The 24145-nt window shown below is 70.2% G+C and carries 23 protein-coding genes; 9 read left to right on the forward strand and 14 right to left on the reverse strand.

Annotation, left to right across the window (positions count from 1 at the left end; genetic code table 11):
- The first annotated feature begins 213 nt into the window (after positions 1–213).
- The gene (locus ACIBG8_RS11190; RefSeq protein WP_397342516.1) at positions 214–903 is read left to right on the forward strand and encodes a TetR/AcrR family transcriptional regulator; all 690 of its coding nucleotides are present in this window, start codon (positions 214–216) and stop codon (positions 901–903) included.
- Positions 900–2126 carry a cytochrome P450 gene (locus ACIBG8_RS11195; protein ID WP_397342517.1) on the forward strand — a complete coding sequence of 409 codons (1227 nt, stop codon included), beginning with the start codon at positions 900–902 and terminating at the stop codon, positions 2124–2126. The genes ACIBG8_RS11190 and ACIBG8_RS11195 overlap by 4 nt, the downstream gene beginning before the upstream one ends.
- Here the strand turns inward: ACIBG8_RS11195 and ACIBG8_RS11200 are convergent.
- From ACIBG8_RS11200 to pgi, 6 genes are all read right to left on the reverse strand, one after another.
- Entirely contained in the window at positions 2074–2610 is a 537-nt protein-coding gene (locus ACIBG8_RS11200; protein WP_397342518.1) for a hypothetical protein, read from the reverse strand. The genes ACIBG8_RS11195 and ACIBG8_RS11200 overlap by 53 nt on opposite strands.
- 69 nt (positions 2611–2679) lie before the next feature.
- On the reverse strand, positions 2680–3087 hold the full coding sequence (locus ACIBG8_RS11205; RefSeq protein ID WP_397342519.1) for a DUF1801 domain-containing protein: 408 nt from the start codon (positions 3085–3087) through the stop codon (positions 2680–2682).
- Between the two features lie 10 nt (positions 3088–3097).
- Positions 3098–4006 (reverse strand): hypothetical protein, encoded by a 909-nt coding sequence (locus ACIBG8_RS11210; protein WP_397342520.1) that lies wholly within the window; start codon positions 4004–4006, stop codon positions 3098–3100.
- Entirely contained in the window at positions 4003–5157 is a 1155-nt protein-coding gene (locus ACIBG8_RS11215; RefSeq protein ID WP_397342521.1) for an MFS transporter, read from the reverse strand. Before ACIBG8_RS11215 ends, ACIBG8_RS11210 begins: the two co-directional genes overlap by 4 nt.
- A gap of 18 nt (positions 5158–5175) precedes the next feature.
- Positions 5176–6525, reverse strand: coding sequence for a hypothetical protein (locus tag ACIBG8_RS11220; RefSeq protein ID WP_397342522.1), 1350 nt, complete (start codon positions 6523–6525; stop codon positions 5176–5178).
- 153 nt (positions 6526–6678) lie between these two features.
- Complete coding sequence (pgi, locus tag ACIBG8_RS11225) at positions 6679–8295, reverse strand: glucose-6-phosphate isomerase (protein ID WP_397342523.1); 1617 nt, start codon at positions 8293–8295, stop codon at positions 6679–6681.
- Positions 8296–8443: 148 nt separating this feature from the next.
- On the opposite strand from pgi, the gene ACIBG8_RS11230 reads away from it, so the two are divergent.
- Positions 8444–8740 (forward strand): SH3 domain-containing protein, encoded by a 297-nt coding sequence (locus ACIBG8_RS11230; RefSeq protein WP_397342524.1) that lies wholly within the window; start codon positions 8444–8446, stop codon positions 8738–8740.
- A 116-nt stretch (positions 8741–8856) separates the two neighbouring features.
- Here the strand turns inward: ACIBG8_RS11230 and ACIBG8_RS11235 are convergent, their stop codons facing one another.
- A complete protein-coding gene (locus ACIBG8_RS11235) occupies positions 8857–9237 on the reverse strand; it encodes a MerR family transcriptional regulator (protein ID WP_397342525.1) in 381 nt (126 codons plus the stop codon).
- A 50-nt stretch (positions 9238–9287) separates the two neighbouring features.
- Here ACIBG8_RS11235 and ACIBG8_RS11240 point away from each other — a divergent pair, with 50 nt between their 5' ends.
- Entirely contained in the window at positions 9288–10460 is a 1173-nt protein-coding gene (locus tag ACIBG8_RS11240) for an MFS transporter (protein WP_397342526.1), read from the forward strand.
- A gap of 573 nt (positions 10461–11033) precedes the next feature.
- Here ACIBG8_RS11240 and ACIBG8_RS11245 read toward each other — a convergent pair.
- From ACIBG8_RS11245 to ACIBG8_RS11260, 4 genes are all read right to left on the reverse strand, one after another.
- The gene (locus ACIBG8_RS11245; protein WP_397342527.1) at positions 11034–11504 is read right to left on the reverse strand and encodes a pyridoxamine 5'-phosphate oxidase family protein; all 471 of its coding nucleotides are present in this window, start codon (positions 11502–11504) and stop codon (positions 11034–11036) included.
- Between the two features lie 447 nt (positions 11505–11951).
- Positions 11952–12599 carry a response regulator gene (locus ACIBG8_RS11250; protein WP_397342528.1) on the reverse strand — a complete coding sequence of 216 codons (648 nt, stop codon included), beginning with the start codon at positions 12597–12599 and terminating at the stop codon, positions 11952–11954.
- 533 nt (positions 12600–13132) lie between these two features.
- Positions 13133–14653, reverse strand: a complete 1521-nt coding sequence (locus tag ACIBG8_RS11255; protein ID WP_397342529.1) for an asparagine synthase-related protein — start codon at positions 14651–14653, stop codon at positions 13133–13135.
- A gap of 651 nt (positions 14654–15304) precedes the next feature.
- Complete coding sequence (locus ACIBG8_RS11260; protein WP_397342530.1) at positions 15305–16939, reverse strand: L-lactate permease; 1635 nt, start codon at positions 16937–16939, stop codon at positions 15305–15307.
- 84 nt (positions 16940–17023) lie between these two features.
- Here ACIBG8_RS11260 and kduI point away from each other — a divergent pair, with 84 nt between their 5' ends.
- From kduI to ACIBG8_RS11275, 3 genes are read left to right on the forward strand one after another with little or no spacing between them, the layout of a single operon-like run.
- On the forward strand, positions 17024–17818 hold the full coding sequence (gene kduI / locus ACIBG8_RS11265; protein ID WP_397342531.1) for a 5-dehydro-4-deoxy-D-glucuronate isomerase: 795 nt from the start codon (positions 17024–17026) through the stop codon (positions 17816–17818).
- 3 nt (positions 17819–17821) lie between these two features.
- Complete coding sequence (locus tag ACIBG8_RS11270; RefSeq protein WP_397342533.1) at positions 17822–18535, forward strand: SDR family oxidoreductase; 714 nt, start codon at positions 17822–17824, stop codon at positions 18533–18535.
- Positions 18536–18548: 13 nt separating this feature from the next.
- Positions 18549–19322 (forward strand): IclR family transcriptional regulator, encoded by a 774-nt coding sequence (locus tag ACIBG8_RS11275; RefSeq protein ID WP_397342534.1) that lies wholly within the window; start codon positions 18549–18551, stop codon positions 19320–19322.
- Here the strand turns inward: ACIBG8_RS11275 and fxlM are convergent.
- Positions 19312–20457 carry a methyltransferase, FxLD system gene (gene fxlM / locus ACIBG8_RS11280; RefSeq protein WP_397342535.1) on the reverse strand — a complete coding sequence of 382 codons (1146 nt, stop codon included), beginning with the start codon at positions 20455–20457 and terminating at the stop codon, positions 19312–19314. The genes ACIBG8_RS11275 and fxlM overlap by 11 nt on opposite strands.
- Positions 20458–20537: 80 nt before the next feature.
- Here fxlM and ACIBG8_RS11285 point away from each other — a divergent pair, with 80 nt between their 5' ends.
- On the forward strand, positions 20538–20819 hold the full coding sequence (locus ACIBG8_RS11285; protein WP_397342536.1) for a Fe-S cluster assembly protein HesB: 282 nt from the start codon (positions 20538–20540) through the stop codon (positions 20817–20819).
- Positions 20820–20858: 39 nt separating this feature from the next.
- Here the strand turns inward: ACIBG8_RS11285 and ACIBG8_RS11290 are convergent, their stop codons facing one another.
- Both ACIBG8_RS11290 and ACIBG8_RS11295 read right to left on the reverse strand, forming a co-directional pair.
- Positions 20859–21836 (reverse strand): acetylxylan esterase, encoded by a 978-nt coding sequence (locus tag ACIBG8_RS11290; protein ID WP_397342537.1) that lies wholly within the window; start codon positions 21834–21836, stop codon positions 20859–20861.
- Positions 21837–21874: 38 nt separating this feature from the next.
- Positions 21875–23029: a mandelate racemase/muconate lactonizing enzyme family protein gene (locus ACIBG8_RS11295; protein ID WP_397342538.1), complete on the reverse strand. Its 1155-nt coding sequence runs from the start codon at positions 23027–23029 to the stop codon at positions 21875–21877.
- Between the two features lie 122 nt (positions 23030–23151).
- On the opposite strand from ACIBG8_RS11295, the gene ACIBG8_RS11300 reads away from it, so the two are divergent.
- Entirely contained in the window at positions 23152–24123 is a 972-nt protein-coding gene (locus ACIBG8_RS11300; RefSeq protein ID WP_397342539.1) for a LacI family DNA-binding transcriptional regulator, read from the forward strand.
- Positions 24124–24145: the final 22 nt, after the last annotated feature.

Raw genomic sequence — 24145 nt, forward strand, 5'->3', positions numbered from 1 at the left:
TAGTGTGCCATGCCCGGAGTGCGTTCGTCAATTCTGACCCTAACCCGTTCCGGCACCCTGAGGGTAACTCGCGCCCTTACCCGGCGCTCCCACGACGAGGAGTTCACCATCCCATGACTCCACCACCGACCATACCCTGCGCCCGGTGACGACGATCCGGTCGTTCGGCTCGTGCTCTTGCTTGTACGGCGGGGCAGGCCTACCTTTGACTCGATGACCAGTTTTCGCGATCCAGTCACGAGGGCGAGCCGCATCCTCGACGCGGCGGCCGAGCTCCTGGTGTCCTGGGGCTACCGGCGCGTCACGATCGACGAGGTCGCCAAGCGCGCCGCCATCGGCAAGGGCACCGTCTACCTGCACTTCGCCACCAAGGAGCAGCTCTTCCTCGCCGTGGTGATGCGCTCGCAGAGCCGGTGGGCCGAGCGGTTCCTGGACGACGTCGCGGCGGACCCGGCCGCCGCGCTGCCCAGCGGCATGGCCAGGTCGGTCTTCCTGGCGGTGCACGCCGATCCGGTGCTGCGTGCCGTACTGCTCAGCGACAGGGACACGCTGGGAGTCCTGGCGAAGATCGCGGAACAGACGTCCAAGGAGGTGCTGGAACACCGGGAGCGCACGATCGGCGAGTCGTTCCGCATCCTGCGCGAGCACGGGCTGGTGGCCGATGACCGGCCGGTCGCCACGCAGCTGCACGCCTACGCGGCGATCATCACCGGCTTCCTGACGATCGAGCCGATGCTCCCCACCTGGGGCGGGACCTTGGAGGCCAACGCCGACATGCTCGCCCACGTCATCCGCTCCGGGTTCGAGCCACCCCCGGACGAGGAGCGTCTCAGGGCCGCCGCACCCCTGGTGGCCGACCTGTACCGAAGTCTGCTGGAACGGCTGAAACAGGAGATCCCATGACAGTCAACCTGTTCGACCCCGAGCTGATGGCCGACCCCTTCACCGCGTTCAACCGCCTGCGCGAGCAGGGGCCCGTCGTGGAGGCCGCCTTTCCCGGCGTACCCGGGCCGATCTGGCTGGTCACCAGGTACGACGACGTCAAGACGGTGCTGGGCGACCGGCGCTTCGTCAACAACTCCGCCCACGTCCCCGGCATGGACGTGGGCAACATCCGCGAGAAGCTCATCGAGGCGCGCGGCATCCCCGCCGACTACGCGCAGTACGTCCTCGACAGCGTCCTGGACGCCGACGGCGACGACCACATCCGGCTGCGCCGCCTGGTCTCGCGCGCCTTCACCGTGCGCCGGGTGTCCGAGCTGCGTCCCCGCGTGGAGGAGATCACCGAGCGGCTGCTGGACGGCCTGCCGGACGAGGTCGACCTGATCGAGCACTTCGCCTACCCGTTGCCGATCACCGTCATCTGCGAGCTGGTCGGCATTCCCGAGGAGGAGCGCCCGCTGTGGCGCGACTGGGGCAGGGCGCTGGTGTCGATGACGCCGGGCGCGATGGCCGAGCCGCTGCGGCGGATGGTGGCCTCGATCCAGGACCTCATCGAAAGGCGCAGGGAGGAGCCCGGCGGCGACCTGCTGTCCGGGCTGATCAGGGCGCACGACGAGGACGGCGACCGCCTCACCGACACCGAGATGGTCACGATGGTGCTGACGCTCGTCCTGGCCGGGCACGAGACGACCGCGCACCTCATCGGCAACGGCACGGCCGCCCTGCTCACCCACCCCGACCAGCTCGACCTGCTGCGCGCCGATCCGGGGCTGATGCCGGTCGCGGTGCACGAGCTGATGCGCTGGTGCGGGCCGGTGCACGGCACCAGGGTCAGGTACGCGGCCGAGGACGTGGAGCTCGGCGGGCAGACCGTGCGGCGCGGCGAGGCGGTGATGGCGATGCTGGTGTCGGCCAACTACGACCCGCGCAGGTTCGACGACCCCGACCGGCTCGACGTCACCCGCGAGAGCGACGGGCGGCGCGAGGTGCACGTCGGGTTCGGCTACGGGCTGCACTACTGCCTGGGAGCGGCGCTGGCCAGGCAGGAGGGGGAGGTCGCGATCGGGGCGCTGCTGCGGCGCTTCCCGCGCCTGGCCCTCGCCGTACCCGCGGAGAAGCTGGAACGGGAGTTCATGCCCGCCTCGTGGCGTCTGGCAAGGCTACCTGTCCTGCTGAATCCCTGATCAGCAGCTGGCTGCCGAGCCACAGCACCGACATGCCCACGGCCACCAGCGGCGAGTTGCCGCCGACCGTGAGCGTGGCCAGTTCGAGTACGGCGACGCCGACCGTGACCAGCCCGGCGCTGATCGGCGTCACCGCCCGGCCGGCCGCCATGGTGATCGCCAGCGCGGCGAGCGCCACGTAGAACAGGTGCGCGGTGAGGTCGAGGAGCACGACGCCTGGACCTGGGGGGAACCACGACCCCAGGTCGAGGCCGAGCTGGACGGCGTTGGCCGCCGCCCCCGCCATGGCGGCCCAGACCAGCGCCGGATGGCCACCTCTTCGCCGCAGCTCGACCAGCATCACGCCGAACAGCGCGAACGCGGCCAGCCAGGCCGCGTGCGCGGCCGTCCACCAGAAGCCGGGCACGAAGTCGCCGTCGATCGGGCGCATCAGCAGCCAGCCGCCCAGGAGCGCGGCGGGCGCGGCGGTGAAGGAGAGGTGCATGCTCTCCACTGTGCCGCTCGGCGGGCCGCGCCACATCGGTGAAGTCCCTGATCGCCGCCCCCGGGAGGCTCAGGGTCCGCCGGCTCCGCGGTGCACGCGGGCGGTGCGCTCGACCAGCTCGCGCAGCACGCCGACGTCAACGCCGGACAGGCGCTTGAGGTAGAGGCAGCCCTTGCCCGCCTTGTGCGGTCCGAGGCGTTCCAGGGCGTTGCCGTACCGGTCCTCGAACCCGCCGACGAGGTAGACGACCAGGTGCTGCTTACGCGGCGCGAACCCGACCAGGGGCGCGGCGCCGGAGTGGCCGCTGTCGTAGACGTAGTGGTAGGAGCCGAACCCGACGATCCCGCTCCCCCACATGGCCGCGGGCTCGCCGGTGACGTCGCTCATCAGCTTCGCCAGCTCTCGCGCGTCCGCGCGCCGCCCCTCGTCGGGCACGGATGCGAAGAACTCCTCGACGGAGGCGGCGCTCTGTTCCATGCGCCCCAGATTACGAGAGCGCGGTCGGCGAGGAGGCTCCTCTCGTCACGAGGCGGGGTGCGCCGGTTCCGTCGGCGGGGACCGCCCACACGTCGGGGCCCTTGGCGTACATGACCGTGTTCGCGTCGAGCCAGGCGGCCTGGTCGTCGATGTTGGCCGTCTCGGCCAGCGGCGTCTCCTTCATGGTGGCCAGGTCGAGCCCGTGCAGCCGCCACGCGCCGCCGGGCATGCGCTTCTTGAACACCAGCCGCGTCCCGTCCGGCGCCAGGGACGGGCACTCGGCGTTCTCGCGCAGCACCCGCGCCTCCCACTTCCCGTAGTCGCCCTGCACCAGGTACGTCTTGCCGCCGGTCGAGACGGTGGCGTAGAAGCGGTTGTCGTCGGCGGCGAAGGTGACGCCCCAGTAGTTGACGTCGGCCGCGTGGTAGCGCTTGCCGTCCTTGAAGAGCTGGATCTCCTCCATGTTGGTCACCGCGTAGCCGGACTGGTTGTCCAGGATGCCGGTCCAGGTGGAGAAGCCGCCCTTGTTGTAGGAGTCGCCGGTGACGAAGACGGTCCAGGAGATCATCCGGCCGCTGGCGGAGACCCTGGCCCGGCTGGGGATCCCGGCGATCCTGATCCGGCGCGTCTCCTTCATGGTCCTGTCGAGGACGAGGGCGTAGGTCTTGGGCACGGGGGTGCCCGGCTCGGTGACCAGGCAGACACCCGTGCCCGCCGCGGCCGAGAACCGTTCACAGCGGGTACGGCTGCCGCGCACGACGCCTGACGCCGTGTCCCTGACCAGGAGCTGGCCCTTCTTCGACAGATCCATGGACGTCGTGACGACGGCCGCGGGCGAGGGCCGCGCCCACACCGCGTAGGCAGCCGCCCCACCCCCCAGCACGAGCAGGGCGACCAGGAGGATCAACGCGCGTCTCATCGGAGCACCTTCCAGAAGGCGAGGCAGCCGAGGATGCCCGCGCCCATGGCGATGAGGCCAGGGGTGGGGCCGAAGGCGGTCCAGGCCGCGCCGTACAGGATCGAGGAGATCATCCTGGCCACGGCCTGCCCGGTCTGCAGGAGCGCCAGCCCGCTGGTCTTCAGCGAGGCGGGCAGCAGCGGCCCGGCGGCCGCCATGAGGACGCCGTCGGTGGCCGCGTAGAACACCCCGAACAGGGCCAGGACGGCGAGCACCGGCCCTGACCCCACCAGCAGCCCGTAGACCGCCACGAGAGCCACGTGGCCGCCGAGGAAGACCGGGATCCGGCCTACCTTGTCGGCCAGCTTGCCGAGGGGTACGGCCAGCACCAGGTAGACGGCCGCCGTGCCGAGCGGCAGCAGCGGGAAGTACTCGGGCGCGAGGCCCGCGCTCTTCTGCAGCAGCAGGTAGACGAACGCGTCGCTGACCGTCACCAGCCCGAGCGCGCCCGCCAGCAGGCACACCTTGCGGAACGCCGCGTCCCGCAGCAGCCCGAAGGAGATCACCTTCCCCGCGGGCACCGGCTCGCGCCGGTCCTTGACGTACAGGACGAGCATGAGCACGCCGAGGACGGCGACGGCGAAGCTGACGACGAACACCACGTCGTACCCGCCGGTCAGCCCGAGCACCGCGAACGCGGCCAGCGGGCCGAGGAACGCGCCGACCGTGTCCATCGCCCGGTGCACGCCGAACGCCTGCCCGAGCGCACCGGGCGCGGCGCTGAGGGAGATCAGCGCGTCGCGCGGCGCGGTGCGCAGGCCCTTGCCTGTCCTGTCGACAGCCACGGCGGCGCCGAGCAGCCCGACCGACGACCCTGCGGCCAGCAGGCCGAGCTTGCACACCGCGGACAGGCCGTAGCCGATCCCGGCGACCAGCTTGCGCCGCTGCCACCGGTCGGCCGCGTGGCCTGCGGCCAGCCGTACGAGGGCGGTGACGCCGAAGTAGAGGCCGTCGACCAGCCCGAACGCCAGCGGGCTGAGGCCCAGGACGAGCACGAGGTAGAACGGCAGGACGGCGGTCACCATCTCGGAGGAGATGTCGGTGACCAGGCTGACCACCCCGAGCGCCAGCACGTTGGCCGGGACGGCGGCGGTCAGCCTGGGAAACTTCACAGTGGAGACATACACGGCCTATTGCCACCCGGTGATCTCGTACAGCACCCCGTATCCGGTGCTGTTCCACTGGTTGACGAAGTAGAAGTGGGTGCCCGTCGCGTCGAAGATGCCACCGGTGGGGCTGCCGTCGTTCATCGTGGCGAACCGGACGCACCCGTCGCTCTGCAGGTCGGGGTCGGCGCCGTCGGGCTGGCACGACCACAGGTCGTTGCCGTGGAAGCCCTGCAGGTCGCTGTCGGTGTCGCCGTCCTCGTGCACGATCCAGTTGCCGCGGTGCGGCTGGTAGGCGAGGTTGTCGGGCATGTTGAGCTCGGGGTTGCCGAGGATGAACGGCTGCGCCATCGGCGTCGCGCCGTTGCCCGCCGACTGCGCCACGGTGCCGTCGGTGACGCAGACGACCGTGCCCCAGAACTGGGCCTCGTCCTCGTTGCCGGTCTCGCTCACGCAGATACGGACCTTGCCGCCGCTTGTGTCGAGGTCCATGTCCTCGGGCCGGTAGTAGCCGGTCAGGTGCTGCTCGGCGGTGGCTCCGGTGAGGTCCGGGTCGGTCCTGTCGCGGACCGGGACCCACGCGCCCTGCCCGTACTGGGTGCCCTGGCCGTAGTCACGGCCGCCCTCGTGCTTGCCCAGGCGCAGGCCGTACACGCGGCCATGGGCCAGGGGGGAGCCCTTCTGACCTGCCTTGTACGGCTTGTCCGGGACGAACTTGAAGATCGCGCCTCCGGGCCTGCCCTTCTCCGGCCTGCTCTCGTCGGAGTAGTACATGACGCCGTTGGGCAGGACGGCGATGCCCTCGTACGACAGGCGGCCGACGTCGGCGCGGATCGCGAAGTTCTTCGCCCCGGTGCCGCCGGAGAAGGTGCCCTTGTCGCGGTCGAGCTTGACGCCGGTGGTGTGGAGGGGGTCGGTCAGCTCGTAGAGCCTGCCGCCCTCCTTGCCGCCGCCCCACTCCTCGCCGAAGATCAGCGAGCCCCAGGCGGTGCGGCGGATGGGGTCGCAGTTGCCGGTGCCGGTGAGGATGGTCTCGTACTTGCCGGTCGCCAGGTTGATGCGGAGCAGGCCGGGGTGGTCGGGCTCGTACTCGTTGCAGGAGATGAGCCACTCGGGCTTGTCGTCCGAGGGCCACAGCGCGCCCTGGTCGACGTAGAGGGGCAGGCGGCTGTTGACCACGCGGGCCTGCAGGCCGCCGGCCAGCGTGATCAGCTTCTCCGGGTGGGCGAGCGCTTCCTTCTCGCCGATCGCCTTCTTGGAGGAGTGCTCCAGGGGGTCGGTCACGCCGTACGGGTCATCGGGGGTCGCGCCGTACGCGACGGACGATCCGCCCAGCACGGCCAGGAGGGACAGTAATACGAGGGGTGTGCGCACGGCGGGGCTCCAACGAGGGCGTGACAGGTCCATGCGCGGCCGGGGCAGGTCGTTCGCTGAGCGCGTCACGCCTCGGGAGGCGCCGCGCCAAGCCGCTCACCTCGCATCCTGGCAAGCGGCTCCGCGTGGCGTCAATGGAGTTAGGAAGCTTTCCTAACTCCTTCCCCTGATCTGGCGGTACTTCTTCACCAGCTGTTCAGTCGAGGCGTCGGGGAAAGTGGCGTCGTCGCTGGTGAGCGCGGGCACCAGATCCATCGCCATCTTCTTGCCCAGCTCGACGCCCCACTGGTCGAAGGAGTCGATGCCCCAGATCGTTCCCTCGACGAAGACCAGGTGCTCGTACAGGGCGACGAGCTGGCCGAGGGTGCTCGGAGTGAGCTTGGGCGCCAGGATCGTGGAGGTGGGGCGGTTGCCCGGCATCACCTTGTGCGGCACGACGTGCGCGGGCGCGCCCTCGGCTGCGATCTCCTCGGCGGTCTTGCCGAACGCCAGGGCGGACGTCTGCGCCAGCAGGTTCGCCGTCAGCAGGTCGTGCATGTCCGCCCGGTCCTCGAACGGCTCGGCGAAGCCGATGAAGTCGGCGGGCACGAGGCGGGTGCCCTGGTGCAGCAGCTGGTAGAAGGCGTGCTGGCCGTTGGTGCCCGGCTCGCCCCAGAAGATCTCACCGGTCTGCGTGGCGACCGGCGTGCCGTCCGCCTGGACCGACTTGCCGTTGGACTCCATGGTGAGCTGCTGGAGGTAGGCGGGGAAGCGGTGCAGTCTCTGGCTGTACGGCAGGACCGCGCGCGTCTGGGCGCCGAAGAAGTCGTTGTACCAGACGCCGAGCAGGCCGAGCAGGACCGGCATGTTGGCCGTGAAGGGCGCGGTGCGGAAGTGCTCGTCGATGGTGTGGAAGCCGTCCAGCATCTCGCGGAAGCCGTTCGGCCCGATCGCGATCATCAGCGACAGGCCGATCGCGCCGTCGTAGGAGTAGCGGCCGCCTACCCAGTCCCAGAAGCCGAACATGTTCGCGGTGTCGATGCCGAACTCGGCGACCTTCTCCGCGTTGGTGGAGACCGCCACGAAGTGCTTCTCGACGGCCGCCTCGCCCAGCTTCGCGACCAGCCACTCGCGGGCCACCTTGGCGTTGGTCAGCGTCTCCAGGGTGGTGAAGGTCTTCGAGCTGACCACGAAGAGGGTGGTGGCCGGGTCGAGGTCCTTCAGGGCGCCGGTGATGTCGGCCGGGTCGATGTTGGAGACGAACCTGGCCGCGATCCCTGCGTCCGCGTAGTCGCGCAGCGCCTCGTACGCCATGGCCGGGCCCAGGTCGGAGCCGCCGATGCCGATGTTCACCACCGTGGCGATCGGCTCGCCGGTCGCGCCGCGCCACTCCTTGGCGCGCACCCGGTCGGCGAAGTCACTCATCTTGTCCAGGACGGCGTGCACGTCGCTGACCACGTTCTGCCCGTCGACGACCAGTTCGGCGTCGTACGGCAGGCGCAGCGCGGTGTGCAGCACGGCGCGGTCCTCGCTGACGTTGATGTGCTCGCCGGCGAACATGGCGTCGATGCGCTCGCGCAGGCCCGCCTTCTCGGCGAGGGCCAGGAGGAGGTCGAGGGTGTCCTGGGTGGCGCGGTGCTTGGAGTAGTCAAGGTAGAGGTCGCCCGCGGTCAGGCTCATGCGCTGGGCGCGGCCGGGATCGTCGGCGAACAGCTCGCGCAGCGTTCTGCCTTCGATGTCCTCATGATGTTTTGCCAGGCCGGCCCATTCCTGGCTCTGGGTGATGTCCACAGTTCCTCCTGTTATCCAATATCGCCTTACCCAACCGGAAGAACTGTGTCACTGTTCCAGGCGTTGCGTTGCAGGTTTCCGAACACGACTTATCCGTCTAAACTGGGACAAAACGCCCAGGTCGGCGGGGGCCTCTAGGGAGGTCAGCATGTTCGGCTTCACGCTCGGGATCGCCACGGCATGCACGCTCGCCCTCGGCTCGTGCCCGGCCGCGCAGGTGGAATCGTCCTCTGGGGGTTGCGTGTACATCGTGCAACCGCCTTATCCGGCCGGCTTGTGGGTCCGCTCAGGCCCGGGTACCCAATACGAACCCATCGATTCTGTGGCGTATCTGGACACGGTGGAGGGCGCTTGCTACAGCCACGGCAACTGGACCCGCGTCTGGGGGCCCAGCGGCTGCCAGGGCTGGTCCTATGCGCCTTACCTGGAGGAGGTGGGCTACTAGCGGACGCGGATGATCTGCAGCAGCAGGGGCATGCGCAGCCCCCACGGCCTGACCGGCAGCAACACGGCCACCGCCGCGGGCAGGCATGACGCGTATTCAGGCGGGCGTCACACCGGTCACTCTGCCGCGCTCTTCGCCGGTTGCACAACCGCCAGATACGCCTGGAGCGCGTCCCGGTTGCGCGACAGGCAGTCGATCCGCGCCTGGATCCGATCCACCTCCCCCCGCAACATCGCCGCCGCCTCCGCCGTCACGCAGTCCGGATGAAGGTGGATCTGGTCAGGACGGCTGAGAAACGGCAGGATCGCCCGGATGATCTCCGTCGTCAGCCCCGAATCCAGCAACCCCCGCACCTGCTGCGCCCGGAACAGGTCCGCCTCGTCATACGCCCGGTACCCGTTCGCCGCCCTGGCAGGCTGCAACAACCCCTGCTCCTCGTAATATCGCAGCATCCGCGCCGGTATCCCGGTGCGCCGCGACAGCTCGCCGATCCGCATGCTCCCCCTCGTTTGCCTTCACACTGATGTGAGGGTTTCACCATGGTCGCATGCCGACGACCACCTCGACATTCCCGCTGACCGCCCTGCTCGCCCTGGCCACGGCCGCGTTCACCGCCGTGATGACGGAACTGCTGCCCGCCGGCCTGCTCCCCCGGATGAGCGCCGCCCTGGACGTGTCCCAGGGCCAGGTGGGCTTCCTGGTCACGGCGTACGCCGCGGCGGCCGTGGTGGTCGCGATCCCCGTCACCGCCGCGTTGCGCGGGCTGCCGCGCCGTCCGGTGCTGATCGTGGTGCTGGTCGGTTTCGCCCTGCTGAACGCGGTGACGGCCGCTTCGTCCTGGTACCCGCTGACTTTTGCGGCGCGCCTCCTGTCCGGGGTGGTCGGGGGGACGATGTGGGGCATGCTGGTCGGCTACGCGGCCAGGATGGTCCCGGTCACCCACCGCGGCCGGGCGATCGCCATCGTCTCGGCGGGCATCACGGTGGCGCTGTGCCTGGGCATCCCCGCCGGTACGGCACTGGCCGGGGCGTTCGGCTGGCGTGCCGCGTTCTGGGTGTTGTCGGTGCTGGCGTTGCTGCTGGTGGGATGGGTCGTGGCCCGCGTCCCCGACTTCCCGGGCGAACCAGCCGAAGCACGCACGCCTTTGGTCCGCGTGGCGAAACTGCCCGGCATAGCGGTCGCCCTGGCCGTCACCGCGGCCGTGTTGCTCGGCCACCAGTCCATGTACACCTACCTCGCCCCTTTCACCACATACACCGGCTTCGGCCGTACGGGCTTGGTCTTGCTGGTCTTCGGCATCGCGACAGTGGCGGGAGTCTGGCTGGTAGGCACCCTGGTGGACCGCCACCTCCGCGCCACCCTGCTGAGCGCCCTCGCCCTGGTGGCCGCAGCGCTCCTGGCCCTCCCCCTGTCCACCGGCCGGCCCGCCGTATTGCTGGGAGCGATCGCCATCTGGGGGCTGGCCTTCGGCGGCATCCCGACCTTGCTCCAGACCGCCCTGGTCGACGCGGCCGGGCCTGGCAACGCGGACGTGGCGACGGCCATGCAGACAACCGTCTACAACCTCGGGATCGCCGCAGGCTCACTGGTCGGCGGCCTGGTCCTGGAAGGCGCAGGCCCCGCAGCCCTCCCCTGGACCGCCCTCCCCTTGCTGGCGGCGGCCCTCCTGACCGTCACCACCACCCACTCCGCCTACCCCCACACCCGCCCCACCACCTAACCTCCCCCTCACCCCCACCCCCCCGACCTCACCCCACTCAACCGCCCACGCCCCCGCGCCCGCCCGACCTCACCCCACCCACCGCCCGACCCCCGCGTCCCCGCGTCGCTGCGCCCCCGCCTCCCCGCGTCCCCGCCCGACCTCACCCCCGTCCCACCCCCACCACCCCACCACCCCACCGCCTTAGCGCCTTAGCGCCTTAGCGCCTTAGCGCCTTAGCGCCCGACCCCCGCGCCACCTCACCCCGCCCACCAGCCCCCTTCGCGCCACCTCACCGCCCGACCTCCACGCTGCCTAACCCCGCCCGACCTCCCGCCGCGCCACCGCCCCAGCGCCCGACCTCCGCGCCACCTAACCGCCCGACTTCCCAGGCCACCTCCCACCGCCCCACCGCCCGGCCTTCGCGCCACACCGCCGCCCGCCCGGAGGAACCCACCGGCTCACGCGGCCGGAGGGCCGCACCCACCGGCCCGGTCTCACCGCGCGGATAGGCCCGCATTGTTCCCCCATCTGGGCAAACTCGCCCCTACCTTTGCCGCGAAGAGCAGCGGGGCGGGCCGTGAAGACCAGCGGTCAGAAGGTGAAGCGCGTGCCGTCCTTGAGCGACGTGCTGCTCCACGCCCTGACCACCGAGGGCCGCAGCCGGAACAGATCCCCCAGCACCGCCGCAGGGAGCGGCCTGCCGTACTTGCTTGCCCAAGCCCCCACGATGCCCTCATGCCCCGACATCACCGGCTTCTCCGCGACAGCGTCGACGATGACCACGTTCTCCGCACTCTCCAGGTGTGCCGTCACCCTCGGGTTGGCGGCAAGGTTGCGCGCCCACCGCGCCGTCTCCAGCCCCTCGACGTACAGCGCCAGATCCACCCAGACTCCCATCACCGGCGTCGCATGCGGCACACCGTCAGCGCTCGCCGACGCCAGCCAGTAGTAACGCGCCTCACCGAGCCGCACCTCGACGTCGTCCCAGGACAACCACCGCGAAGGGTCGTCGGAGAAGGCATAGGCGGAGGGCGCCAGCGGCCGCCCGGGTAACGGAGTCATGCGGCGATCCAACCAAACGTCCGCCCCTGTCGGCTAGAACGACCTCCGTGGCGCGCCCCTTTTCGCCTGACGCATAGAGCTCCTAGCAGTGAGCACCCAGAACCCTTCGGAGAGGAGACCCTCCCACCTCTGCTTCTCTCCCTGTGAGGGGAGAGAGGTCATCCCGTTAGGAGCCCTTAGCAGCGTTAAGGGCCGGGGACCCTGGCGCTTAGCGGCGTTAAGGGCCGGGGACCCTGGCGCTTAGCAGCGTTAAGGAACGGGCCGATCCCGACGCTTAGCAGCGTTAAGGGACGAGGGGGTTGACATCTCGGACCTGGCACCAGAAACACGCCTCGGACTTGGCGGAGTGCGGAGTGCGGAGTGCGGAGTGCGGAGTGCGGAGTGCGGAGTGCGGAGTGCGGAGTGCGGAGTGCGGAGTGCGGAGTGCGGAGTGCGGAGGGCGCGGGGTCAGGTGCCGGGGGTGATGAGGCCGGTTTCGTAGGCGTGGATGACGGCCTGGGTGCGATCGCGCAGGCCGAGCTTGGACAGCAGGCGGGCCACGTGCGTCTTCACGGTGTGCTCGCTCACCACCAGTTCGGCGGCGATCTCCGCGTTCGACTGGCCGCGGGCGAGCATGCGGAGCACTTCCAGCTCGCGCGGCGTGAGCGACTCGTGCTCCACCGGACGCGGACGGCGCTGCCGCGCGAACTCGGCGATCAGACGCCTCGTCACCGCCGGGGCCAGCAGCGCGTCCCCTCGGGCCACCGTACGCACAGCCGACACCAGGTCCATCGCCCGCACGTCCTTCAGCAGGAACCCGCTGGCGCCGGCGGCCAGGGCGTCGTAGACGTAGTCGTCCAGGTCGAAGGTGGTGATCATGATGACCCTGGTCGACTCGGTCTGGAGGATGCGCCTGGCTGCCTCGATGCCGTTCATTTCCGGCATGCGGATGTCGAGCAGGGCGATGTCCGGGTGCGTCAGCCTGGCCTGCCGTACCGCGTCCGCGCCGTCCACGGCGGTGGCGACCACGTCGATGTCGGGCTGGGCGCCGATCACCGCGGAGAACCCGCGCAACACGACGGGCTGGTCGTCGGCGATAAGGACGTTGATGGTCACACCTCATCAAAGCTCATCCGGGGGTATGCCCGGTTGGGGAGGGTGGAGGCCGCATTGGCGGCCCCGCCCGGCTCGGGCGGCACGGCTCGGGCGGCAGGGCTCGGGCGGCAGGGCTCGGGCGGCAGGGCTCGGGCGGCAGGGCAACGATGTGGACGCGACCCCCTGCGACGGTCCCACTCGGCGCGGGCGGCGGTAGTGAGGGTTTCGTTGAGCGGAATGGCGACAACGTGGACACGACCCTGCGGCGGTCGCAAGTTGTGAATGGCCGGGCGAGCGTGGGGCTCACTTCTCGCGGAGGGGGCGCGGGCGGGAGGTCGCCTCTCGCGGAAGGCGCAGGCGGGAGGTCGCCTCTCGCGGAAGGCGCAGGCGGGAGGTCGCCTCTCGCGGAAAAGGCGCGGGCGGGAGCTCGCCTCTCGCGGAAAAGGCGCGGGCGGGAGCTCGCCTCTCGCGGAAAAGGCGCGGGCGGGAGCTCGCCTCTCGCGGAAAAGGCGCGGGCGGGAGCTCGCTTCTTGTGGAAGGGGCGCGGGTGGGGCTCACTGCTTGTGGAAGGTCATCGGTGGGCCGCCTGGCTGGGGTGGGGTGGTGAGGTCTTCTGAGAGGAGGACGGCGACGGTGTAGAGGTGCCACAGGGTGGTGGGGCTGGCGTCGGGGAGGCGGTCCATGTGGACGATGCGGGCCAGCGGTTCCGAGTTCCGTACGGTGCCGTACAGGTGGTCGGCGGCGTCGTGGCGCCAGTTCCATACGGGGGCGTCTGGTGTGGGCTTGCGGTGCCACCAGCGGTGTTTGGTGAAGCGCCAGGGCTTGCCCTGCAGCGGGATGCGGGCCAACCGCGGGGAGAAGTGGGCGATGAGGTCGTGGACCGGGCGTTCCGACCAGCGCCACTCCGGGTCGGTGGCCAGGGCGATCCTGGCTACCGCGGCGTCGAGGTAGGGCTGGACCTGGGTGCCTCGGCGTAGGGCGCCTGTCCTTGCGGCGGCGTGCCAGCGGCCCGTTCGGTAGCGGACGTACAGGTGGTCCAGGATGCGGGGGTTGTCGCTCTGCCAGGGGGCGGCCAGGGAGGCCGCGTGCTCGTTCGCCTCCGCGGTGAAGAGCGCGGATGAGCCCTGGAACAGGGTGTTCACCTTGCGGGTGACGGCCGGGCTCGCGATGGAGGCCATCCCGGAGAGGTAGCCGCCGCGCAGGATCTCGCCTGCCTGGCCGCCCATGGTGGGCTTGGCGGTGAAGGGGGCGTACGGCACGACGTTCTCGTAGGCGGAGGTCATGCCTTCGCAGACGCGCACGATGTCCCTTGCCCTGTCGAGGGGGTGGGTTACGGTCACCTGACCCTCGCGGGCCTGGGAGATCACCTGGTGGTCGACGCCCAGCTGCTTGGCGATCCTGCGGGCGATCACGACGTCGGGGTCGCGGTCGGTGCCGTAGGTGGTGGCGGTGAAGGGGATGTCCGCCGCGTGGAGCATGGCCGCGATCAACCGGCTGTCCCTGCCGCCGGTCAGCGTCAGCCGTACGGGCTCCTGGGTGGAACGGAGCGGGGTCAGGGCGTTCAGCAGGGCTGAGGCCAGGTCGTCCACGCCGGTACGGCTGTCGCCGTGCGGGAGGTCCCTCGTGGTGAGGCGGCTGATGCCGTGGCTCACCTCCAGGGTCGAGTTGGGTGGTAGGGCGCGGACGCCGGTGAAAGGGGTTTCTTCGGACAGGAAGTAGCCCTGTCTGGCCATCGACTGGAGGGCGAGCACGTCGTACTCGACGCGGCCGTTCGCGACCAGGTGGACCAGGAGCGCCCGGTTGCCTATGACGTGGAGTTCGTCGGTTTCGGCGTAGTAGACGGGGTCGGCGGGGATCAGCGAGGTGGCCGCCTCTATCCCGTCGGGGGACGCCTTGAAGGTGGCGGCCCCGCTGACGCCCTCGGCCCCGCCCCCGCGCAGGCCGAGCGCGTCAGCGCCCTCGTTGGACCAGGCGAGCAGGGCGCTCCTGTCTTCCGGGGCGCGCCATTCGCCTGGGGTGACGGTGTCCCAGGGGACGGGGAAGGCGGCGCGTGCGGCGTCGCGCGCTTCCTTCACGGCGTGTCTGACGTCTGCTCTGCCTTTTGCCGCCACCGCTACGAACACCCTCATGCGATCCCCCGATCTCGGACTGGGTGTCCGATAGTGGCCGAGGGGGTGAAGCGGTGTCGTCATCCTTTCGAGCGATATGCCAGGTCAGGGGGCCGGTGGGTGGTGGAGCCTTGGGGGTGCGAGGGTCGCGGGACCTCCTGGAGGGGTGGAGGTCCCGGGGGTCGAGACCCCTTGGGGGTTGGCGCGAGGGCTGGGGGTTGGGGCAGGGGGTCGCGTGGGCGATGGGGTTGGGGCGAGCTAGGAGTTGGGCGTGGGGTTGGCGGGCGTGGCGTCGGCGGGCGTGGCGTTGGGGCGGGGCTGATGGTCCGGTGGGTGGCGGTTAGGGGTTAGGGCGGGGTCGGGGAGCGGGGCTTAGGGCGGGGTTGAGCGTCGGGTGGGATCGGGTGGGTGGTGAGGGTTGGGGTCGGGTAGGCGGCGGGGTCAGGGGTGGAGCGGGGTCAAGTGGATGAGGGGGGTAGAGCGGGGTCAGGTGGATGAGGAGGCGGGGCGGGGTCGGGTGGCTGAGGGGGGTAGAGCGGGGTCAGGTGGATGAGGAGGCGGGGCGGGGTCGGGTGGCTGAGGGGGTGGGGGCGGGGTCGGATGGGTGAGGGGGTGGGGTTAGGGGATCATCCAGCTCAGGACTGGGGTGGATTGCAGGAAGACCAGGATGCACAGGGCCAGGAGCAGGACGAGGCTCCAGGCGATGACCTTGCGGAAGAGGGTGCCCTCCTCACCCACCAGGCCCACCGCCGCCGTTCCGATGGCCAGGTTCTGGGGGGAGATCATCTTGCCCATCACGCCGCCCGAGCTGTTGGCAGCGCCGAAGAGTTCTGGGGCGATGCCGAGCTTGCCTGCGGCTGTTGTCTGCAATGCGGCGAACAGGGCGTTCGAGCCTGCGTCCGTACCTGTGATGGCTACTCCGAACCAGCCGACTATCGGGGAGAGGAAGGCGAACAACGCCCCCGCGCCCGCCAGGAACAGGCCCAGCGTCTGGATCTGGCCGGAGAACTGCATCACGAAAGCCAGGGCGAACACCGCGAGGATCGTCACGATCGCCCACCCGAACTGACGGATCGTGGCCCCATATGTCTGTACGGCGGAGCCGGGGCTGATACCCAGCACCAACATCGTGATAAGTCCGGAAATGAAGAGCAATGTCCCTGGATGCACTGCCCAGTTGAGTTCGTACAGCACAGGAACGGCCTTACCCGCAGGACTGACCAGCGACATCCCCGGCCACACCGGCTTGACCGTGAACGTCTTCAACCAAGCGTTGACCGCCGGGATCTGCGCCACCGAGAACAACGCGATGATGATCACGTAAGGCGAGAACGCCGCGATCTTGTCCCGGGACGTGTCCCCGCCCGGCCGCCCATGCGTGCGCACGAAAGCGGGATCGTCCACCGACCCACCCGCGACCGGCGTCAACGTGACCGTCTCCCGAGGCTTCCACAGCTTCCCGAACCCGATCAGCACCCCAGCGGAAACCAGCGCCGCCGCGATGTCGGTCAGCTTGTAGTTGAACTGCGAGAACACCAGCTGCGTGGCCCCGAAGCTCACCCCTGCCACCAGCGCAGCGGGCCAGGCCTGCCGCAGCCCCCGCCGCCCGTCCGCGATGAACACGATGACGAACGGGATGAACAGTGCGATGAACGCCACCTGCCGCCCCGCCATGGCCCCGAACGGATCGGGCGCCGTCTTGAGCACGTCGCCGAGCACCGTGATCGGGTTGCCCATGCCGCCGAACGCGACCGGCGCCGTGTTCGCGATCAGCGCGATGAGCGCCGCCCGCATCGGCTCGAAGCCGAGCGCGATCAGCATGACCGCGCAGATCGCGATCGGCGACCCGCCCCCGGCCAGCGCCTCGATGAGCGCCCCGAAGGAGAACGCGATGACGATCGCGGTGATGCGCTTGTCGTCGCTGATGCCCTGGAAGGCCCGGCGCAGCACGGCGAAGTGGCCGCTCTTCTCGGTCATCTTGTAGATCCAGATGGCGTTGAAGGTGATCCACAGGATCAGCAGGACGGCCCTGGCCGCGCCGTACACGGCCGAGTCGAGCGCCATGAGCACCGGCATGCCGTACGCGAAGGGCAGGACGGCGATGAGCAGGCCGACGACGAGGCCGGAGATCCCGGCCCAGTGCGCCTTCCACTTGAAGGCGCCCAGCAGCACCAGGACGGTCAGCAGCGGGAGGGCCGCCAGGATCGCGGAGAGCAGGAGATTGCCCGTGGGGTCGAAGTCTTGTTTGTACACCGCACACCTCTGTGGGGGGTTCCATTGGATAGAACGGCGTTCCGTGTCTAGGATCGTAGGACGCTTCACAACCGGAGGGAAGACATGGAGATCCGGCATGCCACCTCGCCCGAGCAGATCCGATCTTTCGACACCACCGAGTTAAGGAGCCGCTACCTCGTTGAAGACCTGTTCGGACCGCACATCACCGCTGTCTACACGCATCACGACCGCATGGTGGTGGCCGGAACAAAACCCGCGAAAGCCACCAAACTCGAAACCGAGGACCCTCTAAGGTCGGAGCATTTCCTGCAAAGGCGCGAGCTCGGCGTGGTCAACATCGGCGACACGGGCACGGTGACCGTGGACGGCGTGCCGTACGAGATGGACAACAAGGACGGCCTCTACGTCGGCATGGGAGCGCGCGAGGTGACCTTCGAGCGCGGCACGTTCTACCTCGTCTCCGCCCCCGCGCACACCACCCACCCGACGACGCTGAGGAGGCTGAAGGACGTCGAGCCGCTGAGGCTGGGCAGCGCGGAGGGCTCCAACGACCGCACGATCCACCGGTACGGCTTCCGCAGCTGCCAGCTCGTGATGGGCGTGACCGTGCTGGAGCCCGGCAGCATGTGGAACACCATGCCGTGCCACACCCACGACCGCCGCACCGAGGTCTACCTCTACTTCGACCTGCCCCCAGGCGAGCGGGTCATCCACCTCATGGGCCGTCCCGACGAGACGCGCAACCTGGTGGTCGCCGACGGCCAGGCGGTCATCTCGCCGAGCTGGTCGGTGCACTGCGGGTTCGGCACCCGCAGCTACTCCTTCGTGTGGGCCATGGCCGGGGAGAACCAGGCGTTCGACGACATGGACCAGGTCGCCGTCACCGAGATGCGGTGAGGCATGTTCTCGCTGGCGGGCAAGACGGCCCTGGTCACCGGGGCGCGGGCGGGCATCGGGCGGGCGATCGCGGTCGGGCTGGCCAGGGCGGGCGCCGACCTGGTCCTGCACGGACACCGCGACGACCTGGACGAGACCGAGCGCGCTGTCAAGCGGCACGGCGCGCAGGTGGACAAGCTGGTCCTCGACCTGGCACGCACGGAAGAGATCCCCCCGGCAGTCAACAACCTGGATGTGGACATCCTGGTCAACAACGCGGGCACGATCAGGCGCGAGTCCACCTCGTTCGACGACTGGCGCGCGGTCATGGCGGTCAACCTGGACGCCGTGTACGTGCTCAGCCAGGCGATGCTGGAGCGCGGCACGACCAAGGTGATCTCGATCGCGTCGCTGCTGTCGTTCCAGGGCGGCGTGCACGTGGCCTCCTACGCCGCGGCCAAGCACGCGGTCGTGGGCCTGACCAGGGCGTTGTCCAACGAGTGGGCGCCGCGCGGCGCCCAGGTCAACGCCATAGCGCCCGGCTACATCAGCACCGACGTCACCCGGGCGCTGCAGGAGGACGAGGTGCGCGAGGCCCAGATCCGCGACCGCATCCCGGCCGGCCGGTGGGGCAGGCCGGAGGACCTGGAGGGCGCTGCGGTGTTCCTGGCCTCCCCCGCCGCCGACTACGTGACCGGGCACGTCCTGGTCGTCGACGGCGGCTGGCTGGCGCGCTGAGTATGCTGATCCCGTGTCCGAGGAAGCCCGCCCCAGCAGCGCCATCGACAAGGCCCTGTGGGTGCTGGAGGCGCTGGCCGAGCACGAGAGCCTCACCAAGATCGCCAGCGCGACCGGCCTGCCGAAGTCGACCACGCACCGCATCCTGCAGTCGCTGGCCGAGCACGGGTTCGCCAACCCCGACGGCACCGGCGGCTACCAGCCGGGGCCCAAGATCCTCACCCTGGCCGGCCGCATGCTCAACCGCTTCGACCCGGTACGGCAGGCCTCTCCGGTGCTGCAGCGGCTGCACGACCAGACGGGCTACACCGTGCACTTCGCGGTGCTCAACGGCGACGAGGCCGTCTACGCCGCCAAGCTCGAAGGGCGCAAGCCGTACCAGATGCCCTCACGGGTCGGGATGAGCCTGTGGCTGCACACGAGTGCGATCGGCAAGGCGATGCTGGCCGCGATGCCGGACGACGTGGTCAGGGGCATCACCGCCCGCACCGGGCTGACCGGCAGGACGCCGGCCACGATCACCACCCAGGCGGCGCTGCTGCGTCACCTGGGCGAGGTGCGCCGGCGCGGGTTCGCCGTCGACGACGAGGAGAACGAGGCGGGCATCCGCTGCGTCGGCGCAGCGGTGTTCGACCACACCGGGCACGTGGTGGCCGGGGTGAGCATCTCGACGCTGACCCACGAGCTGTCGATGGCGGACGCCGAGGAGCTGGGGCCGCTGGTGGCGGACACGGCGCGCGACGTGTCGCGGACGCTGGGCGCGCCGGTGGAGCTGCTCACCCGCTGAGCCAGGTCAGGACGATCGTGGTGTGCCGCTTGACGATGGCCGGCCCTTCGGAGATCACCAGACCGGGGTGGGCGTCGATGCGGAGCTGCTCGGTCGTCGGACGTCCCGCTTCGTCCCACTTCACAACCTGCGTTACCAGCTCCTCGGCGAGCTCGGATCCGGCCGGGCCGTACCCGCGCGCGTCGCTCGTGGACAGCAGCGCGAGGCTGCCGTCGCAGGCCAGCCCGGCCGTCATGCTGAACCCGGGCGACTGCACCGGCGGCCCGTGGAGCCGCCCCTCCCCCGCCTCGGTCAGCGTGCACCAGCGGTCGTCGTGCGTGGCCAGCCACAGGCTGAGCGCGGCGGCGAAGGTCCGCTGGTCCAGCCGGAACGGCAGCGACATCGTGGACACCGGCCCGTCGAGCGCGTCCAGGACGTCGCCGACCTCGCGCGGCTCGGCCAGGAAGAGCAGCAGCGACGGGTTCACGTCGAGCGTCCTGACGACCTCGGGCCCGGCCAGCGAGCCGCGCATCCGCATGAACCCGCACGGCACCACCGACGTGCTCGTCCAGTGGCCGTCCGCGCGTTCCATGGCGACGCTGACCTGCACGCCGCGCAGGTCGAGCGGCACGACCAGGCGGCCGCCCGGCGCGAGCTGCTCCAGCCAGGCGGGCGCGAGGTCCCAGACGCCGACCGTCGCGATCATCCGGTCGTACGGAGCGTCCGCCGCGTATCCCGCGGCGCCGTCGCCGCACACCAGCCGCACCCCCTCGGCGCCCGCGGCGGCGAGGTGGTCGGCGGCGGCCTCGACGAGGTCGGCGTCCAGATCGACGCTGACCACCTCGCCGGTCGGCCCGACCAGGTGGGACATGAGGGCGGCGTTGTAGCCGGTGCCCGCCCCGACCTCCAGGACGCGCATGCCCGGTTCGAGGCCGAGCTGCTCCAGCATGATCGCCATGATCGCGGGCTGGGAGGAGGAGCTGGTCGGCACGCCGTACGCGTCGCGTTTGGTGACGATCGCCTCGTCGTCGTAGACCTGCTCCAGCGGCACGCCGGGCAGGAACAGCTCCCTGGGGACCGACGCGAACGCCTCCAGGACCCGCTCACCGATGCCGCCGCGCTCGCGCAGCCGTTCCACCAGCCCGTGCAGGGTCACTCCCGAATATTAAAGGGTTGGGCGGCGCGAGAACGGGGAGGGTTGGCAACTCGTGTACGCCGATCGTGAGGAGGAGCCTCGTGCTCACCCTGACACCCAACGCGGTGCAGGCCATCCGTGACCTGACCGCGTCCACCCCAGAACCGGAGAACACCGGGGTCCGGATCGCCTCCCAGGAGAACGGTTCCGGCTCGCTCGTGTTGTCACTGACCACCCAGCCAGAGCCGACGGACGAGGTGATCGAGGCGCAGGGCGCCCGGGTCTACCTCGACGCGGCCGCGGCCGGCGCCCTGGACGACAAGGCGCTGGACGCGGGCACCGACGACAGGGGCGGAGTGGCCTTCGTCGTCACCGAGAAGTGAGAGCGGGGCCCGTACGGCGCCGCCGTACGGGCCCCCTCGTCATGCCGACAGCAGCTTGGCCAGGTACCGCACCTGCTCCTCGACCTGGTACGGCCCGCCGCCCTCGTGGTTGTTCCACGGCCAGACGGTGATCTCCTTGGGCCCCTGCCAGTGGTTGTAGGCGGCGAACACCGTCGACGGCGGGCAGATGTCGTCCATCAGCGCCACCGAGTACAACGCGGGCACCTGGCCGCGCGCGGCGAAGTTGACCCCGTCGAAGTACGACAGCGTGCGGAACACCTGGTCCGCCGTCCCGCGCAGCCCCGCGAGGAACCTGACGATCTCCTGGTACGGATCACTCCCGGTGATCTCCACGGCCCGCCTGAAGTGCGTGAGGTACGGCACGTCGATCAGCGCCGCCTTCACCCCCGGGCGCAGCGCGGCGGCCGCCTGGGCGATGCCGCCGCCCTGGCTGCCACCGGCCACCACGATGGCGTCGGGGTCGACGGCCGGGTGCCCGGCCGCCACCTCGATCGCGCGCACGGCGTCGGTGAAGACCCTGCGGTAGTAGTAGGTGTCCGGGTCGAGGATGCCCCTGGTCATCATGCCCGGCGCGTGCGGCGCTTCGCCCGTGTGCGGGTCCGGGGTGGCGCCCGGGTGGTTCAGGCTCGCCGCGCCCTGCCCGCGCGTGTCCACCACCAGCGTCACGTAACCGGCCGACGGCCAGGTCAGGAAGCTGTGCGGCAGGCCGCGGCCGCCGCTGTAGCCGATGTACTGCACCACGGCGGGCAGCGGGCCGGACGCGCCGCGCGGCACGATCAGCCAGCCGTTGATCCGGTCACCGCCCCAACCGGCGAACGAGGTGTCGTAGATGTCCACCCCGGCCATCGGGAGGTCGTAGGGGGTGAACACGGGCGCCAGGTCGTGCTCGGCCGCCTCGGCGAGCGTCCTGGCCCAGAACGCATCGAAGTCGGCGGGTTCGTCCCGCTCGGGCAGGTAGTCACGGAGCTGCTCAAGGGGGAGGTCGAACAGAGGCACAGCGATCTCCAAGCTGTAGAGGGTCCTGATATTTCACCTCACCAGTTGGTGAAAGCGCCATCCCGGGTCCGAAGATGCGGCCGTTCGGTGGTGAGGGCCTGGTAGCGCCGGGCCTCCGCCCTGTCGATGTCCACGCCGAGCCCCGGCAGGTCGGGCAGCTCGACCCGACTGGCCGCGATCGTCGGGCGCGCCGTGAACAGCGCGTCGAGCACCGGGCCCGGCTGGGCCTGGTGCTCCTGGATCGCGACGTTGGAGGTGGCCAGGTTGAGGTGCAGCGACGAGGCGGCCGTCACCGGGCCGAGCGGGTTGTGGGTGGCGAGCTTGATGTAGTGCGCCTCGCACATCGCGGCGATCTTCCTGGCCTCGGTCAGCCCGGAGGCGACGGCCACGTCGATGCGGGCGTAGTCGATGAGGTCGGGTTCGACCAGGCGCTGGAACTCCCACTTGGAGCCGAACTGCTCGCCGGCCGCGAGCGGCACCGCCGTACGGGATCGGAGCGAGCGGTAGGCGTCGAGGCCCTCGCAGCGCAGCGGGTCCTCCACGAAGTACGGCCTGGCCGCCTCGATCTCCCTGCACAGCGTGACGGCCTGCGGCGGGTCGAACCTGGTGTGCACGTCGAGGATGAGCTCCACCTCGTCGCCCAGGGCGTCGCGCAGCCGGTGGAACAGGTCGATGCCGCCCCGCATGGAGGCGCGCTGGTCGAGCACGCCGTCCGCGGTGTGCGGCACCGCGAAGCGCAGGTAGCGCCACCCCTCCTCGACCTTCTCCCGCGCCCGGTCAAGGAACGCCTCCACGTCGTGGTAGTCGTCGCCCAGGTGGGTGTAGGCCTCCACGTGGTCGCGCACCCGCCCGCCGAGCAGCTCGTAGACGGGGACGCCGAGCGCTTTGCCGCGGATGTCCCACAGTGCCACGTCGACGGCGGCGATCGCGGCCCCCAGCAGGCGGTCGGCGGGAAAGAAGCCGCGCCGGAACATGACCTGCCACAGGTGCTCGATCCTGGACGGATCCTCGCCCACGATGAGCTCGCCCAGGTGCTCGATGCCCCCGGCCACGGCCTTCTGCCTGGACCTGATGCCCACCTCGCCGATGCCGTGCAGGCCCTCGTCTGTGTCGATGACCAGCAACATCATGCTGTCGGCGCCGTCGGGCAGGGTGAGCAGCTCCCAGCCGGTGATCTTCATCTGACTCCTCATGAAAACGATCCCGCAAATTCTCAGTGCCAAATCATGACAGCCTCGATAGCTCTTGGAAAGACAGTGTTTTCCTGCACGAAACACTCTTGACGCTTCCGGGAACGTTTGCAACGATCTTTCGCATGGCAGTGACCATCAAGCAGGTGGCGAGCGAGGCGGGCGTCTCCGTCTCCACGGTTTCCCGCGCCTTCACCGCGCCCGACCAGGTGCAGCCGCAGACGTTGCGGCGCATCCAGGAGGTCGCCGCCAGGCTCGGCTACTCGCCCAACCCGGCCGCGCGATCCCTGCGCGGCGGCCGTACGGGTTCGCTCGGGCTCATCATCCCCGACATCGCCAACCCGTTCTTCCCGCCGATCATCAAGGCGATGCAGGCGCGGGCCAGGCGGCTCGGCTATACCGTGCTGACCGCCGACACCGACGAGCGCGAGTTCGACGAGCTGGAGACGATCGCCGCGGTGTCCAAGCAGGTCGACGGCCTCATCCTGTGGGCGTCGACGCTGCCGGAGGAACGGCTGCGCGAGCTGGCGGCCGAGATGCCGATCGTCCTGGTCAACCGGCAGGTCGACGGCGTCGCCCAGCTGCGCATCTCGCTGTCTGCGGGCATCGCGCAGGCCGCCGAGCACCTGAAGGCCTACGGCCACACCCGGTGCGTGTTCGTCAACGGCTCGCCCGCCGAGTCCTCGCGCGGCAAGTCCATCAGGGCGGCCTTCGAGTCGCACGGGGTGTCGCTGAGCGAGCTCGGCCCCTACGAGCCGCGCTTCGAGACGGGCGTGCACGCGGCCACGCTGGTCGCAGCGGGCGAGGCGACCGCGGTGCTGGCCCACAACGACCTCGTCGCGCTCGGCGTGCTGCACCAGCTCGCCAAGCTCGGCGTGGGCGTCCCCTCGCAGGTGAGCGTGATCGGCATAGACGACACGCTGCTCGCCGCCACCTCCACCCCGTCACTCACCACGATCAGGATCTCCGCCGACGAGACCGCCACCCTGGCCGCCGACCTGCTCATCGACACGATCGGCGTCAGGAGCGAGGGCAGGGTCGTCGAGATCGGCTCGCGCCTGATCCCCCGCGCCTCCACCGGCCCGGCCCCCTCCTAACCCCTTCACCCCCGCTGGTACG

The organism is Nonomuraea sp. NPDC050556 (genome assembly GCF_044457355.1).
Lineage (GTDB): Bacteria > Actinomycetota > Actinomycetes > Streptosporangiales > Streptosporangiaceae > Nonomuraea.